The organism is Paenibacillus sp. V4I7, assembly GCF_030817275.1.
Lineage (GTDB): Bacteria > Bacillota > Bacilli > Paenibacillales > NBRC-103111 > Paenibacillus_E.
Genome location: NZ_JAUSZD010000002.1, coordinates 2,616,752 through 2,632,640, shown reverse-complemented (window position 1 = coordinate 2,632,640; position 15,889 = coordinate 2,616,752). Strand labels below are relative to the sequence as shown.

The following is a 15,889-nucleotide window of genomic DNA, read 5'->3' as shown; positions in this document are numbered from 1 at the left end:
TAAAAGACGGGTAGCCGTCACATTATTCATTTCTGCTCTTCTATGTTTATTATTTCAAAATTCACTTTAGCATACTTAGAAAAATCACCAACCTCACCAGCTGCAACATATTTTATTTCCCCATTACTTATGGTTCGTTTTTCAGCTGAAGTTCCATATTTTGTTGAACCTAAAGCAGACCCAATTAAATTCATTATTTTTGTCATAAAAATTTAGTTTGAAATTTTTTAGATACTCTTTTTTAAAGGTGACTATTTAATCTTTTAAAGCAAAATCAACTGCATATTCAGCATGAATTTTCGTTGTATCGAATATAGGAACCCTGCAATCCAGTTGAGATATTAATAAGGTAATTTCAGTACAGCCAAGGATAACGGCTTCTACCCCGTCTTGGACGAGACTATTAATTATATCTATGTAGGATTGTTTAGAATTTTCTTTAATAATTCCAAGACAAAGTTCCTGATAGATGATATCGTGTACAATCTTCCTTGCTGCTTCATTTGGAACGATAACATCAAGTCCAAATTTTTCAATAAGTCTTCCTTTGTAAAAATCTTGTTCCATCGTAAAAGCAGTACCGAGTAACGCAACTTTTTTAATTCCACACTTAACAATTTCATCTGCCGTTGCATCAGCTATATGCAGTAATGGAATTGAGACTGATTCTTCTACTTCTTTTGCCATCTTGTGCATTGTGTTCGTACAAATGACAATGAGATCTGAACCACCCAATTCGAGTTTTTGTGCTGAATCAATCATGATTTTTGTGGCTTCATCCCATTTCCCTTCATGTTGAAGAGTCTTGATCTCATGAAAATCCACCGAATACATAAGACTTTTTGCGGAATGGTGCCCGCCTAATTTTTCTTTAATACGTTGATTAATGATCTGGTAATAAAGTAAGGACGACTCCCAACTCATTCCACCTATTAGCCCAATCGTTTTCATAGATAAACACCTCAGAAATAACTTTTTACTACATAATAACAGAAAGCGATTGATTACCCTTATTTACTCCAAAGAATTTGTCCGGCCTCTACCTTGGATAGATGACTTAATTCATAACTTTTTCCGGTTCTTTGGATTTTTAACGGATTTCCGCAATCTGAGTCTCTGCAGCTGATTGGTTACGAATAATGGCGTCAAGGTTATCATGATTGCTATATCCTTTTTAATAAAAAAGAGCATTGATCTGCATTGTGTAATATATCAAATATAGTTTATTCGCTCCCATTATGCAGACTCCTTCAAGCGCAAGATATGTCATAATTGCGCTTTTATTCGTGTAGAATTAGACGATTTTTTGTAGGTCTATAGGAGTGTTTATCGAAACACTTGAATTATCATATAAGACATGTTAAATATATTCATGCAGATATGTCATGACATTACAATGTACACTACTCTTCAAAGAAGGAGGTTAAGTCGAAACAAAGACAGCTTCGCTGTCATAAATTTTAAAAAGAGGTGAGCAGATTGATTGGGAAATTAAGAATTTTATGCATGATATTACTATGTGTGACAATGCTGCCTTTCGGAATTTCTGCGGCTCAGGCCGATGGTGTGACTGCTGATGGGATGAAATGGCCGACAAATCAAGCGCTTCCAACATTTAAACAATCCAAATATTTGGACGTTGTCAATGTCTCTAATGCACCTGGAGACGTCAAACTGCTGATGGCTACTCTTCAGGGCATTGTGAATCGAGATAGCCCGCGAATCTATCTGATTCAGAACAAGGTGGACCCCTGGTATAACGAAATGACCATACCTCATAAGCTCCACGAAAACAGTATGGATGTCTTCGATTTGTATAAAAATGAAGTAAAAGGAATCATCATCTATGATCCGAAAACTCCGGATTCCATAAACGTTGCGACCACGTTGGCAGGACTGAAGAATGCCGTTGTCGTAAGCCCTGAATTGGCAGGCAAGCTAACTGCAGCTCCCTACAAATTGAAAGTGATCGAAGATTTTCGGGGCAAATTTAAAGATAAAATTGATGCGTACACATGGCAATACGAACACTTATGGAACCAGACGACCCACCGGATGTTGATTGGGCTAAGTCCAGACACATCGATCTCGATTCCCCCGGGTCTACCTGAATCCTTCGTCACGATCGCTGAAGAGAAAAGGCAAATACGGGATGCCAGTAACCGTGGAACGTATGATTACGACCTTTCATCGTTTTTAGGGAAAGAGGCGGTATACGTTCGTTTCGACGACTCTTTCACGCAGGACGGTTGGGGACCGGCCGTTCATGCCATCACCGTAAAAGCAGACGGGAAGGTCATCGCTCAATTTGATGCCGGTACACCTGATGAAGAATTGTACTTATATGATAGGCAAAATTCCAAGTATTTACCGGGTGCAGACCACCGCTTCGCAGATAATGGAAGTTACTTCATGTATGAATTCAAACCTTCTGCAAGCACGAAACAGTTGACGATCTCTGTAGAGATGTGGAATCAATACAAAGTTTCGGTCGGCAACATTCGCCCTCTCTCATCCGAGCAGAAAGAGCCTTACGGATATTTACGAGACTATGCGGTCGCTAACAAAGCGATGGTTTTCTGGCTTTCGACGGATGTGCCGGATCAGCGAGCACTCTTAGAGAAGATTCTGTCCGATGTCGAACCGGGGACACCTTATCTGGGCTGGTTCAGCAATGACTTCGAAGGCGAAGCCGCCTCCGTCGACCTACTTTCCAGACATAGCGTCTTTGTATTGGCAGCTGATTGGTTCCACAACATGACCGTCTTCTCGGGAACAAAGGTGGAAGCGGCCCCTAAGATCAAACCCAATCCGCTCAAGTTGGAAAACAAAATCTATGTGACGTTTACTTTTGGTGAAGGAGACAATTTGCAATACAATTTGAACCATATGCGCGAGATACTATGGGAAGATCCTGCGCGCGGCAAAGTACCCATTAACTGGACCTCCAGTCCATTACTCTACGATGCCGCTCCAATGGTTCTTAATTATTACCGGAAAACGGCAACAGAGAATGACTTGCTGGTCGCCGGACCGTCCGGTGCTGGTTATTTCAACCCACATCCATGGCCGGAAGAGACACTCCCGGATTTCCTGAAGGGTACCTACCGATATCTCAAACAAACCGGTATGACCATTCCGATGGTGATAAACCGGGATGTCACCAAAGACATACCCATAGGCACATCCGAAGCAGCCGCATATGAGCAAAATTATAAAGTTCCCGGCATCCTTCTTGTAGGAGATAAATTCGGCATTGAAATCATGAACGGTACGCTTCCGGTATCGATGATGCGAGGTATTGGAACAGTTCAAGATGGAATCAATATTCTAGCCGAGGCCAAGAAAGGCTGGGACGGCAAAGCGCCATTGTTCCTTTCTGTCGGGGTTAACGCGTGGGGGATGAAACCCAGCGATATTCTCGCCATCTCCGAATCACTCGAAAAGGAATATAAGATCGTAAACGCCGAACAGTATTTCACACTTATTCGTGAAGCTTATGGGTTGTCCAAAGAAGAATAAATCCATGTCAAAAGGATCGGATAGCGAGCAGTTTGAAACTGCCGCAGTCCGATCCTTTTTTGCTCCTTTTTAGCGATTATTGATTATAGGTTCTTGGGCATGCTTCGCACGGGCGATCTGCGTAGCTTCAACCATGTTACGCAAGGAATTGACTGTTTCTTCGAATCCACGAGTTTTAAGTCCGCAGTCCGGATTGATCCAGAATAGCTTCGGATCCAGCACACGCAAGGCGCGTTCGATCATATTGGTCATTTCCTCCACACACGGAATACGAGGACTGTGGATATCGTATACGCCTAAACCTATGCCCAGTTTGTATGTGTTCAATTCAAAGCTATGAATCAGTTCACCATGACTGCGAGATGTCTCGATCGAAATCACATCGGCATCCATTGCTTCGATCGAATGAATCATGTCATGGAACTCGCAATAGCACATATGGGTGTGAATTTGCGTTGTATCCTGTACCGTGCAGGTGGCCATACGGAATGCTCTGACCGCCCACGCCAGATACTTCGCTTGGTCATCCCCCTTGAGCGGCAGCCCTTCGCGCACCGCAGGCTCGTCGACTTGTATCATGCCAATACCCGCCTGCTCAAGCGCTTCCACCTCTTGTCTAAGCGCATAGGCCAGTTGGTACGCAATTTGTTCGCGCGTGATGTCCTCGCGAACGAAGGACCAATTCATTATTGTAATCGGGCCAGTCAGCATCCCTTTAACGGGACGTTTGGTTTGTGTCTGTGCATACTTGGTTTCTTCGACAGTCATCGGCCCCTTGAACGCTACGTCCCCAAATATAATTGGCGGTTTAACACAGCGAGAACCGTAAGACTGCACCCATCCGTTCTGCGTGAACGCGAAGCCCGCGAGCTTCTCACCAAAGAACTCGACCATGTCAGTTCGCTCAAATTCGCCATGCACGAGAACATCCAATCCGATTTCCTCCTGAAGCTTGATCCAGATATCGATCTGTTCTCGGATGAAGTTAGCATACTGTTCATTGTTCCATTCACCCTTGCGCCACTGTTGACGGGCCTTGCGCACCTCTGGGGATTGCGGAAAGCTGCCAATTGTCGTTGTCGGAAAAATCGGCAATTGCCATTTCTTCTGTTGTGCAATATGACGCTCAGAAAAAGGTCGATTGCGCTCTGGACGTTGAGCACTAATGGCTGCGACAGCATGCTGAATGTCGCTACGGTTGCGCTCACCTGACAGCTTGAGAGCCTGTAAAGCACGATCGCATTCTTCCAGTTCGTCTATGATTCCGGCGGCGCCTCGAGAGACTGCTTTTGCCAGAAGTACAAGCTCGTCTAGCTTCTCATCTGCAAATGCGAGAGCATCCTTCAGTTCAACTCCGAGCTTTGTCTCATGATTTACCGATATCGGAACATGAAGCAAACTGCACGACGTCTGCACGATGAGTCGCTCAGCCGTTACAATTTCAGCGAGTTCTTCTACGAGTGCCAATTTCTCGCGCAGAGGCGCCTTCCAGATGCCACGACCGTTAATAACTCCTGCACCTAAAACCTTATCCGCCGGAAAACCTAGCGCTTTAATCGACGTCATATTGCCAGAGTAACCCTGCACGAAATCCAACCCTATTCCTTTGACGGGCAGCGCTACGATATCACTATAGTGCTCTACCGATTCAAAGTAGGTTTGCAGCATGATGTTTAGGTTCGGCACTGAGGCGGTAAACGTCTCATAAATTGTCTTTAATCGCTGCAAATCAGCTGCGCTTAACTTCGTTACGAGAATCGGTTCGTCTATCTGTACCCATTGAACCCCTTCTCTCGCAAGCTCCTGAAGTATCTGCACATAGAGCGGAAGCAATCGTCCCAGCCAGTCGTCGGTCTCCGATGTACGAAATCCTTTTGACAGCTTCAAGAATGTCAGCGGTCCGACGATAACCGGCTTGCCCTCGATTCCTAGCTTCTCCTTGGCCTCCCGATAAGCCATGAGAGGTCTATTTTCAGTAAGCACCGGCGATACCTCGCCCAGTTCCGGTACTATATAATGATAGTTGGTATTAAACCATTTGGTCATTTCGCCAGCCGTTGCATCCTTCGTCCCACGGGCAATCCCGTAATAAACAGATAATGGAACCCTGCCGCCCTCATAAGGAAAACGTTTTGGAATAATGCCGAACATCGTGGATGTATCAAGAATATGATCGTAATAACTGAAATCATTGACCGCGATGAAGTCGATGCCCTTCTCCTGCTGCTTACGCAAATGATTCAAACGGATCCCCTGAAGCTGACGGTGAAACTCCGATTCTTCGAGCTTGCCTGACCAGAAAGCTTCGAGCGCTTTCTTCCATTCTCGCTCCGCACCAATACGTGGATATCCCAACACACTGCTTTTCATCATCTTGTAAAACTCCTCTACAAATTGTTACAAGAAAGATATCACGGATTGGTGGATATAGTGTAACTGGAAAAAACTATACCTAGTCATAGTTAATAGCTATAGCAAAGTTTTAATGGGATATCGCCTGCATGAGTGCTTGTATATATGCCGCTCCTAGCTTGGATAGCGAAACATTTTTATGGGAAATCCAACCAACATTGATGGTTTCCTCACAATCCAAAGGCACGGGAATAATTTCATTTCCATTCAAATCGGCGCTTAACACCCCTGTCGATATGGTATATCCATTCAAACCGATCAATAAATTAAAAAGCGTCGCCCTGTCATTAACACGAATGCTTTTCTTATGTGACATCGTGCTGAGAATCTCTTCTGAAAAATGAAAGGAATTATACTCCCCTTGATCAAATGACAGATACGGATAATTCTGCAGCTGGTCAATAGTCACGATCGATTGCTTTGCCAGCGGGTTCTTACTACTGATGAAAATATGAGGCTTAGCCGTTAATAAGCTGTTGAATTGCAAATTCGCGGTTTTGAGCAACTTATTGATGACTTTCCCATTAAACTCATTCAGATATAGAATGCCGATTTCGCTGCGTAAATTTTTGACATCTTCAATAATTTCATAGGTTTTGGTCTCTCTCAAAGCTAACTCATATTCATCATGGCCATACTCCCGGACCAGACTCACAAAAGCATTCACCGCGAAAGCATAATGCTGAGTGGAAACCGAGAAATGCTGCGGGGAAGGCTTAGCATTGAGGTAGCGGCTTTCCAACAATTCCGCCTGTTCGACTACCTGTCGCGCATAGCTTAAGAATTCAGTACCTTCCTTAGAAAGTGAGATCCCTTTATTAGATCTTTCGAAAATCGCAAGCTGCATTTCTTCTTCCAGATCCTTAATCGCATTTGAAAGACTAGGCTGAGAAATAAACAACCGCTTGGCGGCCTCATTAATGGAGCCCCGATTTGCTACCTCAATAACGTACTTTAATTGTTGTAGAGTCATCGAAATACTCCCCTCTATAATCTTGATCCAACATTAACATAACTTTAGAATATCATTTACTAGTACTTCTGTTGTCATGTCACGGTTTTCTTCATTCATGGGATAAAGTTTGATCCCAGTTAATTCTTTTATCTTGTCAATCTCAGGATGTCTATCTACGCAAATTGTACCCAGAATGATATGTTGAGAACTCGAAACAATTTCATGGATCATTTCTCTAAAGGGAACGGATAACATTTGCATGAAACCAATTTCATCAATAACTGTAATTCTCTTTGTATCTAATGATTGCCTCACTGCCTTTAAAGCGATATCCTCAAATGTATCTATTTCAACCCCATATCTCCCTACTCTTACCGAGCTTTTACTATCAACACTTGCAATTGGTCCACTATCACCAGTAAGTGTTACACAATTAAATCCAATACGATCCATTGAGTTACGTACTTCTTCTGTGTAAAAACCACCAAAATATTCAGGACCAATTCGGTGAATAATTCGTTTTATTGCTGTAGATTTCCCCACGCGAGGTTTCCCAGTTAACAAAAAACATGTATCCATTTCATCAACCCTTCCGTTAGTTGCAGAGACAATATAGGATGATAGCTTGTTGTACATATACTAAATTCTTTTTGAATGAATGACCAACGAAATAATCCGAAGATATAACATCTTCGCTTACTTCTTCATTTCGAAAAAAAGGAGGACAGGGATTCAATATTGAGTTTTCCCTTGTTAACTTCATTCTTTCTAAAGTTATTTGATACTTACTAATATAGTCAACTGTTCGAAATTGAATCGGTAAAGAATCTGTCAAAATCACATCACTTTTTTTTAGTATTTCTTCAAGTTGTGTATGGAACTTATAGTTATGTGACTGCTCAGTAAGTTCATTACCAACTAAACAGACGTGGTTAAAATCTAGATTCATGACTTTCGCAATGTTTGTCCATGATCTAGAAACATTTCCTGCAGGACCAACAAATGTATATCCAAGTTCCTGGTAATTTGCTTTCATCTCACTAATTGTGTATAAATCTGCTAATATCTCACACGGATGATTATCGGAAGTCATGGCATTGATAATGGGGATAACAGAATTCTTTGCCATTTCCTCAACTTTCGAAAAATCTACATGTCTAACAACTATACCATCAGCCCAATTCTCGATGTATTTGATTGTATCCATTAGTTGCTCTCTTCGATCCAGCGTTTCTGGAGGAAATAATATACATTCCCCGCCTAAATCTTTTATTCCTTTTTCGAAAGTAATTCTCGTTCTTAGGCTGGTCTCAGGGAAGAATAGAATAAAGACCCTCCCATTTAATAACAATCCTTCATTTTTTAGTTTTAATCTTTTGGTAAGATTGAAAATCTCAGTGATTTGACTAAATGATAATTGATTAACGTCTAATAGGTTCATCTGAACACCCCATCAAATATGAATTAAAATACATTTCATTCGTATGATAATACAATTATATGAATATTTATACAATTAATTATTTAATTTAATTGATATAAAATTCATCACCAATTCCTACCTTTTACACAAATAGATTTTAAAAACAAAAAAAAAGCCCCGTCCTCCAAAAGGACGAAAGCTTCTCTCACGTGTTTCCACCTAAATTTACCGATCCCTCACGGTAACTGGCCTCTATAGGTTCAAAGAAAAAAGACCCCTTTCAGGGTCCTTTTCGACGGTGATAGGATGGATGGTACTTTTGCCTTGAACCTTACTTAGCTGGGTCTCTACCTCATCACATTCCTGTAGTACACGACTACATTAATGAATCTGCGGCACATCTCCTCGCTTCTATATAGATTCAATAACAACTTCCCTGGTAGTTCGCTGCATGATATGCGACACAACACCTCGCTGAATCACCGTCGTAAAGTAATATGTCCGATCTCGAAAAAGTTATACATCTAGGAACGCATTTGGTTGACGAATTTATTTGCTAGAAATATAATTGCTATAGCAACTAACTACGTGGGGTGAATGATTTTGGGATTAGATAACTCATTTGGATTTATTTTGAACCATGCCGGTAGACGTTTGACACAGTTATTGAACAGCCATTTTCAGCCCTATGATATGACAACAGAGCAATGGGTTGTACTCAATCGTTTAGCTGATGAAGATGGCATTACGCAGAAGTTGCTGGCGGTCCGAGCTGAAAAGGATCAGACGAATATCACGCGAATCCTCGATCAATTGGAGCGCAAAGGATTTGTGGAACGACGGGCCAATGAGACGGATCGAAGATCGTTTCTTACTTTTATCACAGAGCAAGGCAAAGCTTTGAATGATATCCTGACGCCAATTGAGCAGAAAGTAATCGCCTCGGTTCTTAGCGGTTTCACGGAGGAACAAACATCGATTTTGCGAGGAATGCTCATCCAATTGACCAACCAAGCCAATGCATGCATCAAGGAATTGGAGGAGTCACAGTGAATAAGGATCAAAAATTGTGGAATCGTGATTTTGTTGCTGTCTGTGTCAGCAGCTTTTTTTTATTTATGACCTTTTATATCCTCGCCGTCACGCTGCCAATCTTCGTCACTGATACGCTGCACGGCGGACAACAGCAAATTGGTCTGGTCATGACCGTTTTTATTATTTCAACCGTCATTTTACGGCCTTTAACTGGTAAGTGGATGGATGAATGGAACCGGAAAAAGATCGTTCTTTTCTCGCTGGCGCTTTTTATGATTTGTACGGCGTTGTATCCACTCGTTCATCAATATACTTTTTTGTTAGGGTTAAGGTTTGTTCATGGCATAGGTTTCGGGATGGCAACAACGGCTGCAGGTGCAGTTGCCATCGAGCTTGTTCCTGATCACCGCAAAGGTGAAGGAATTGGGTATTTCAGCCTTTTCATGAGCTTGGCTATGGTTGTTGGTCCCTTTCTGGGGCTAACCATTATGCAGGCTCACAATAATAGTCTTTTATTTGGTGTGTGCATTGTGTTCGCGCTTCTCGCTTTCTTGTTTGGGGTGACCATTCAAATTCCTCAAGCTATTTCTAGAGTGGCGGTGAAATCAGAGTCTGGTTGGAGAAAGTTCATTGAGCCGCGGGCTTTGCCAATTTCTTTGGCCGGTAGTGTGTTGGCCTTTTCTTATGGAGCTATTACTACGTTTCTTTCCGTGTATGCCAAAACCATCGGGTTGGATTCGTATGCGAGTTACTTCTTCATGGTGTTCGCTTTAATGATTGTTATATCCAGACCCTTTACAGGCAAATGGTTTGATCGTTCAGGTCCTCATTTATTAGTATATCCTGGAGTCATCCTTTTCACATTAGGGATGATAACCCTAAGCATAGCATCTTCCCCTATCCTATTTTTAGTCGCTGGAGGTATGCTGGGCCTTGGATTCGGGGCAATGCTACCCAGCTTCCAGACGATCGCTATTCAAGCCGCGCCAACTCATCGCAGAGGGCTTGCGACAGGCACGTATTTCTTACTTTTTGACTCTGGATATGGGATTGGCTCCTATGTACTTGGTGCTGTCGCCTCGAGATCGAATTATCATACGATGTACTTCATAGCTGGTATGGTTGTCGCATGCTCTGCCATTCTGTATTACGGGCTTTATCATCGAAAAATAGCTTCTTCCCTCAAGCCAAGCCCCAACCACAATTAGATAATGGATAAAAACATGCACCCAGCCTTCAAAATGGCCGGATGCTTAGTTTTTCAGATACTTCAGGAAATCCAGCATTGTTTAGACACTTTGTCATTGTCTACATTGAGCAGCATCCCGAACAAAGAAGAATATATGGATGATTCTTTATTGTTAACCGCCAATTATGGTGGTTTTTTTCTATTTTCTCAGAGAAAACTAACTTGGCCCTTTCCATTCCTTACCATATATTCAGTCTAATACTTTAGCCTGTCTAACGGGAATTGAGTCTGTTCTCCCCTTATGGATCAATTGCTTCAAGCTGTCCAGGTTGGCACAAACAGTTCCAGCAATAATTGTAATCACTCCTATCGCGGATATCCAAGTGATCGTTTCGCCATAAAATAGCACTCCAAATGTGAGGGCAATCGTCGGAGAAACATAGAGCCATGTCGTCGGAAAAACGGGATTCGTTTTGGCGACGAGCCAATAGAAAAGACTATGTCCTACCATCGAGCCGATAACGATTAAGTATAAAAGAGACCCGATCGCCTTTGTTGTCAACATGCTCTTGATATCCACATGTTCCGTGAATAAAGACAGAATAAGAAGCAGCAGACCTCCATAAATCATCTGAGCCGCGTTAAGCGCAATAGGCGATGCTTGTGGGAATCGCTGAATGACCCGCTTGGAATATAAGGCACCTGAGGAATAAAAGATTTGTCCGACCAAAATAGCGACGCACCCAATTATCCACCTTATATTAGCGGTTATTGTAAGCTGTGGAAGCAATAACAATACGATTCCAACGAATCCGATGATGCAGCCGAATACAGATCGTAACGTTGTCTTCTGCCGCAGGACAAGGGTTTGCAGCACAAGCATCATAACTGGAGCCGTAGCTGATAAAACGGCAGCAAAACCAGAGGAGACATATTGCTCAGCCCAGTACAACGTAGAGAATGTACCGAAAGTCAAACCTATTCCCGTTAGCAGCATTTCTTTGTGAATTAACAACGCTAAGTTGGCTTTTTTCCTCCATACCATCCACAAGAACAATATCAGACCTGCAATGAAGAACCTAATTCCCGCGGAGAAGAAAGGCGGCGTTGAAGCATCGACACCTACCTTTATCGCTAAAAAAGTTGTGCCAAAAATGAGACATACGAGCAAATAATTGATAATAATCATGGATGTTCCCCCTCTTGATATGTATTATACAAGGAAGGTAATAGAACAGATGAAAGATAGCAGAACAGATTGCGGGGACTTGATATATAATAAGTGAATAAGGGAGTGAACTAGGTATGAAGAATACACACTCATTGACGAATGATACCAAACTACTTTTTAGACAAACATATGATTATATCATCACCAGAATCGAGCGTGGAGAGTTGAAAGCACATGATAAGCTCCCTTCGATTAGGATGCTTGCCCAAGAGCTCCGGGTACACCGGCTAACGGTGTTTCGAGCGTATCAGTTGCTTAAACAAAATGATAAGGTCTATGTAAAAGAGAAATCAGGTTATTATGTAAGTCCTGAGTTCACGGAACATATTATTTCCGAGTATACGGAGAGAAGCCCCATCGCCTCTTCCGGCCACTTGAAAAACTCCTTATCTGAAATTCAACAGGTACCCGTTATTTATCAATTTTCCCAATCCTTGATCGATCCGAATTTACTGCCGAATCTTTACCTATCTGAATATGTAAAGAAAGTTTTCGACATCTATCCGAAATTAATGGGAACCTACTCCAGTGTTCAAGGGGATGAAGAACTGCGTGAATTCCTTTGCCAGTACATGAAGCGCCAGCACAGTATTCAACTGACAGTAAGCGATCTATTGATTACGACTGGGGGTCAGCAGGCGATTGACTTAATTTCTCGGGTATACATCAGACCGATGGATTTCATCTTGGTAGAAAGGCCGACATATAGTGCCGCGCTTGATATATTCCGCCAACAGGGGGCACGGTTTATTCCAGTCGACATTTACCCTGAAGGCTATGATTTGGAGAAGGTCGAGATGCTAATGAAACAGTACCGACCTCGAATTTTTTATATGAATCCTACCTTTCACAATCCGACAGGGTATACGATTCCCCCAGACCAACGCAAGCAGCTTGTTGAACTGGCTGAACGATATCGCTGTTTACTAATCGAAGATGATGCTATACATGAGATGTATTTTGAACAGCCGCCTCCTCAGCCCATTTTTTCTTACGATACAGATGGTTGGGTTGTATATCTCCGCAGCTTCAGTAAATTTGTGGCACCAGGACTGCGTATTTGCGCCGTCATCGGTCGGCCGTCCGTGATAAAACCACTCATTACCGCAAAATCATTGGCTGATAACGGAACTCCTCTGGTCAACCAGAAAATTTTTCTACACTACTTCGAGTCTGAGCGGATTAGGCAACACTTGGAGAAGCTGCGCATCGCCCTTCAAATAAGAAAAGAAATTGTGGAGGAAGAATTGTCCACTACCGGATGGAGTTGGGTCAGTCCAAAAGGAGGCTTCAATTTGTGGCTTAAGCTTCCCGAAGCACTTCCTGTAGAAGAGCTTTTGAAAGAAAGCGTCCGGCAATCGGTCTCTTTTGTTCCGGGTATCATCTTTGATCCGCTCAGAGAGATGCGGTCCTGGATTCGCTTAAGCTATTCATTCGTCAATGAAGGGCAATTGCGGGATGGAGTTAGGCTTCTCACAGATATCGCTCGACGATTTTGAACCCAGAACGACGATGAATCCCACTCCCAAGACTAAGCTTGAGGGTGGGATTCATTGTTGTGTGTATATTTTAATCTCATCATATAAACGGCTTACTTGAGCTCACTCCTAAAATAAATTCCTGGCCTCTGTGCTATATTTATGAATATTTACTTGCTAATAAGTAATGGAGATTTTCTTTTACATTTGGCCATTCTGTATCAATAATGCTATAAAAAACATTGTCATGAATGGAACCGTCCGATTTTATTCGTGATTGCGAAAAACAACTTCCGGTTGTGAGCCTTTGCTTTTATTTTCTAAAGCATTAGCTAACACAAGATCCATTTCTTCGGATTGCTACATGCTTGCTGATCGATCCCGCGTTCTTAAATCCTACCTGCCCCCTGAAAATACGTTTGCATCTCGTATACATTAGTATCAGCTGCAGCTAGAATACATTCATAAGGTGGTAATAATCATGATACTTAAGTTAACAAAAGAGCCCAAAAGGTACAACCTTCTCGCCAAGAGCGCCATGTTCAGCGTACTCGTTTTTAGCATGGGCACCGGTACTGTATTGGGTTCGGAGATTACAACAACACAGTCGTCTACTCCCACATCCGTGAGCGTCACCCAGAATACGACTACCTCCTCGCAAACAGGCACGACTTTGAACGAATCCGAAACGAAGACTCCAGATCTTTTACCAGGAGATTTCTTCTACTTTGTAAAAGAAATGTACGAAAATATTCGATTTGCCCTAACTGTCAATGACGTTAAGGAGGCAAGACTGCTTACCGCATTTGCACAAGAGCGACTGGAAGAAGCTAACGCCTTATTGGCTCAAGGAAAAACGAAAGAGGCTACTCTATCTCTTCAGAAGTCGTTGGAAACTCAGGAAAGTGCTGTTCATAAAACAGATCAGGCATCTGGTATTTCGACAACCGTAAAGACTACGTTAGCAGAGACTAAGACACTAGCGGCGGCTACTAATGTAGAGGCTTCAACACAAAAAGAAACTGCAACAACTACCGCAGCTAAGCCGGGCAGTGAGCAGACAGCAGATCCTGAGCAAACTGAAGCCGAAGATGTGATCAATCCTGTAAAGGAAGTGAAAAATCCGGAGAAGGTATTGAAGGTAAAGGCCGATTTGCAGCACAACATTCTTGCCTTGGCCTCGGCATTAGAAAAGGTGGGAAATCCGAAAGCCCAGCTAGCTTTAATGAAAAATATAGAAAAATCGTTTAATCATCTAGATAAAAAACTGTCCAAAATCGAAATTAAAGAGATACTGGGGCAGACGAATGAGAGCGTAACAACTAAGGAAGAGCAGCCCATTGCTTCCCTAGCTCCAACACCAGTTACAACACCAGTTACAAACGAGCCTATCTCGGATCAAGAGAAACAGGAACGCTTGGTAGTGGCAAAAGCAAATCAAACGAAGATGGGCGAAGACAACCAGGATATGAGTAAATCCGATAAAGCAAAAGAGAAAAAGAACAATAGCCAACACAGCAGAGGCGAAAAAGGGAACGGCTCCGGACACGATAAAAATAAAGGTAGCAAACAAGAATAATACCAGTACTCGCCGCGCGGATTCAAAAGATAAATGTTCTTGTCCTCTTACAATTTACTACAAAATTCTTTCTTCGTAACAGTCCTTTAGCTTAATAAAAACAAGGAGCAGCTGCATGCAGACTGCTCCTTGTTTTATTCAACTATCATTATGGCATGAAGTCAGCGTCCTTGGTATTAGTTCTAGACATAGCAAGTCGAAAGCTCCGTTTAATGTCATTGTTCGCCAGTTTCAATTTGGCCAGAAGCTCTTTGCCGAAGAAGTTATATTACGCAAAGCCATGGCTTTCACATCGTGGGGTACGCAGGAAATGATGGTTTTACTCAATAGAATTTGATATACCTTCATCGTAATAACCTGCTTGGGAACTGAGTTCAGCGACTCAAACCCGCCCTCCCAAACCGGCTGCTATTGCAGGCTTCACCCAACAAGACACCCCTCTTCCTCATTCTCCCCCTCACAACGAAGCGTTATTTCTAACGTGGTTGCGCCCTAGGCACGGCTCATTTCCGTCAATTCGCTGGCTTATCGATCTCTACGAGCTATACGAATTTCGTATTGCCTCTACAATCATCCTTCGGCCAGTAGTGGAACGAGAAGCCAGAGATAATGATCTTGTTCTGATAGGTTCCGTTAACTTCGATTTCTTTATTTTCGAATTCAACAATGGCGGACATGAGCTCTCCGTTCTCCTCTCGGTACCTCGTCGTCCTTCTGGTATCCTTCTACGGACTTCGCCGTCTTTCCTTATGGAGCTATTAATCTAAACATATTGCTCCGGTAAAGCCTTAATAATCTCTTCATATTTTAGAGCGATAGCGATTTCCAAGATATGAACCGGATTTTGATGAGCATAGGCTACCAGCAGTTCTTTATTGAACTCGTCATCGTTCATTTTCAAGCTTTTTCGGACTAACTCCATCATTGCTTTTTGAGTTCTCGTATTCAGTTGCTGAATTTTCTCCACTGCCAATTCAATTTCACTCTCCATAACTACACTCCTATGTCAGATTCGTTTTAGTTCTAACATAGTTATTCGGCGTTAATCCGCAATTTGTGGCATGC

15 protein-coding genes are annotated in these 15,889 nt (G+C 42.5%); 6 read left to right on the top strand and 9 right to left on the bottom strand.

All coding sequences use genetic code 11. The features are described from left to right. Window positions 1-26: 26 nt before the first annotated feature. Window positions 27-194 carry a hypothetical protein gene (locus QFZ80_RS13130; protein WP_307546234.1) on the bottom strand — a complete coding sequence of 56 codons (168 nt, stop codon included), beginning with the start codon at window positions 192-194 and terminating at the stop codon, window positions 27-29. Between the two features lie 61 nt (window positions 195-255). Then, the gene (locus QFZ80_RS13125; RefSeq protein ID WP_307546235.1) at window positions 256-951 is read right to left on the bottom strand and encodes an aspartate/glutamate racemase family protein; all 696 of its coding nucleotides are present in this window, start codon (window positions 949-951) and stop codon (window positions 256-258) included. Window positions 952-1,479: 528 nt separating this feature from the next. Between QFZ80_RS13125 and QFZ80_RS13120 the strand changes: the two genes are divergently transcribed. Beyond that, the gene (locus QFZ80_RS13120) at window positions 1,480-3,522 is read left to right on the top strand and encodes a GxGYxYP domain-containing protein (protein ID WP_307559266.1); all 2,043 of its coding nucleotides are present in this window, start codon (window positions 1,480-1,482) and stop codon (window positions 3,520-3,522) included. A 69-nt stretch (window positions 3,523-3,591) separates the two neighbouring features. Here the strand turns inward: QFZ80_RS13120 and metE are convergent, their stop codons facing one another. The 4 genes from metE to QFZ80_RS13100 form a co-directional block, all read right to left on the bottom strand. After that, window positions 3,592-5,895: a 5-methyltetrahydropteroyltriglutamate--homocysteine S-methyltransferase gene (gene metE / locus QFZ80_RS13115; RefSeq protein WP_307559264.1), complete on the bottom strand. Its 2,304-nt coding sequence runs from the start codon at window positions 5,893-5,895 to the stop codon at window positions 3,592-3,594. Window positions 5,896-6,004: 109 nt separating this feature from the next. Continuing rightward, window positions 6,005-6,907, bottom strand: a complete 903-nt coding sequence (locus tag QFZ80_RS13110) for a LysR family transcriptional regulator (protein ID WP_307546238.1) — start codon at window positions 6,905-6,907, stop codon at window positions 6,005-6,007. A 33-nt stretch (window positions 6,908-6,940) separates the two neighbouring features. Then, a complete protein-coding gene (locus tag QFZ80_RS13105) occupies window positions 6,941-7,468 on the bottom strand; it encodes a nucleoside-triphosphatase (RefSeq protein WP_307559262.1) in 528 nt (175 codons plus the stop codon). Window positions 7,469-7,484: 16 nt separating this feature from the next. Further along, window positions 7,485-8,330, bottom strand: a complete 846-nt coding sequence (locus tag QFZ80_RS13100) for an ornithine carbamoyltransferase (RefSeq protein WP_307559261.1) — start codon at window positions 8,328-8,330, stop codon at window positions 7,485-7,487. Between the two features lie 585 nt (window positions 8,331-8,915). On the opposite strand from QFZ80_RS13100, the gene QFZ80_RS13095 reads away from it, so the two are divergent. Next, window positions 8,916-9,365, top strand: a complete 450-nt coding sequence (locus QFZ80_RS13095) for a MarR family winged helix-turn-helix transcriptional regulator (RefSeq protein WP_307442561.1) — start codon at window positions 8,916-8,918, stop codon at window positions 9,363-9,365. Further along, window positions 9,362-10,555: an MFS transporter gene (locus QFZ80_RS13090; protein WP_307559260.1), complete on the top strand. Its 1,194-nt coding sequence runs from the start codon at window positions 9,362-9,364 to the stop codon at window positions 10,553-10,555. The genes QFZ80_RS13095 and QFZ80_RS13090 overlap by 4 nt, the downstream gene beginning before the upstream one ends. A 231-nt stretch (window positions 10,556-10,786) precedes the next feature. On the opposite strand, the gene QFZ80_RS13085 is transcribed toward QFZ80_RS13090, so the two are convergent. Further along, entirely contained in the window at window positions 10,787-11,725 is a 939-nt protein-coding gene (locus tag QFZ80_RS13085) for a DMT family transporter (RefSeq protein ID WP_307546242.1), read from the bottom strand. A gap of 116 nt (window positions 11,726-11,841) precedes the next feature. Between QFZ80_RS13085 and QFZ80_RS13080 the strand changes: the two genes are divergently transcribed. The 3 genes from QFZ80_RS13080 (at window position 11,842) to QFZ80_RS13070 (ending at window position 15,161) form a co-directional block, all read left to right on the top strand. Then, window positions 11,842-13,266 (top strand): aminotransferase-like domain-containing protein, encoded by a 1,425-nt coding sequence (locus tag QFZ80_RS13080; protein WP_307559259.1) that lies wholly within the window; start codon window positions 11,842-11,844, stop codon window positions 13,264-13,266. A gap of 460 nt (window positions 13,267-13,726) precedes the next feature. Continuing rightward, a complete protein-coding gene (locus tag QFZ80_RS13075) occupies window positions 13,727-14,824 on the top strand; it encodes a DUF5667 domain-containing protein (RefSeq protein ID WP_307559258.1) in 1,098 nt (365 codons plus the stop codon). Between the two features lie 115 nt (window positions 14,825-14,939). Then, window positions 14,940-15,161, top strand: a complete 222-nt coding sequence (locus QFZ80_RS13070) for a hypothetical protein (protein ID WP_307559256.1) — start codon at window positions 14,940-14,942, stop codon at window positions 15,159-15,161. 205 nt (window positions 15,162-15,366) lie between these two features. Here the strand turns inward: QFZ80_RS13070 and QFZ80_RS13065 are convergent, their stop codons facing one another. Next, window positions 15,367-15,501 (bottom strand): hypothetical protein, encoded by a 135-nt coding sequence (locus QFZ80_RS13065; RefSeq protein ID WP_307546246.1) that lies wholly within the window; start codon window positions 15,499-15,501, stop codon window positions 15,367-15,369. Window positions 15,502-15,587: 86 nt separating this feature from the next. Further along, window positions 15,588-15,815 carry a hypothetical protein gene (locus tag QFZ80_RS13060; RefSeq protein WP_307546247.1) on the bottom strand — a complete coding sequence of 76 codons (228 nt, stop codon included), beginning with the start codon at window positions 15,813-15,815 and terminating at the stop codon, window positions 15,588-15,590. Between the last annotated feature and the right edge of the window lie 74 nt (window positions 15,816-15,889).

Bases quoted from the DNA above. Each gene is read 5' to 3' on its own strand.
- QFZ80_RS13105 (WP_307559262.1), bottom strand. From the start codon at position 7,468: ATGGATACATGTTTTTTGTTAACTGGGAAACCTCGCGTGGGGAAATCT.
- QFZ80_RS13060 (WP_307546247.1), bottom strand. From the start codon at position 15,815: ATGGAGAGTGAAATTGAATTGGCAGTGGAGAAAATTCAGCAACTGAAT.
- QFZ80_RS13070 (WP_307559256.1), top strand. From the start codon at position 14,940: ATGCAGACTGCTCCTTGTTTTATTCAACTATCATTATGGCATGAAGTC.
- QFZ80_RS13065 (WP_307546246.1), bottom strand. From the start codon at position 15,501: ATGTCCGCCATTGTTGAATTCGAAAATAAAGAAATCGAAGTTAACGGA.
- metE (WP_307559264.1), bottom strand. From the start codon at position 5,895: ATGATGAAAAGCAGTGTGTTGGGATATCCACGTATTGGTGCGGAGCGA.
- QFZ80_RS13130 (WP_307546234.1), bottom strand. From the start codon at position 194: ATGAATTTAATTGGGTCTGCTTTAGGTTCAACAAAATATGGAACTTCA.
- QFZ80_RS13075 (WP_307559258.1), top strand. From the start codon at position 13,727: ATGATACTTAAGTTAACAAAAGAGCCCAAAAGGTACAACCTTCTCGCC.
- QFZ80_RS13085 (WP_307546242.1), bottom strand. From the start codon at position 11,725: ATGATTATTATCAATTATTTGCTCGTATGTCTCATTTTTGGCACAACT.
- QFZ80_RS13100 (WP_307559261.1), bottom strand. From the start codon at position 8,330: ATGAACCTATTAGACGTTAATCAATTATCATTTAGTCAAATCACTGAG.
- QFZ80_RS13110 (WP_307546238.1), bottom strand. From the start codon at position 6,907: ATGACTCTACAACAATTAAAGTACGTTATTGAGGTAGCAAATCGGGGC.
- QFZ80_RS13125 (WP_307546235.1), bottom strand. From the start codon at position 951: ATGAAAACGATTGGGCTAATAGGTGGAATGAGTTGGGAGTCGTCCTTA.
- QFZ80_RS13080 (WP_307559259.1), top strand. From the start codon at position 11,842: ATGAAGAATACACACTCATTGACGAATGATACCAAACTACTTTTTAGA.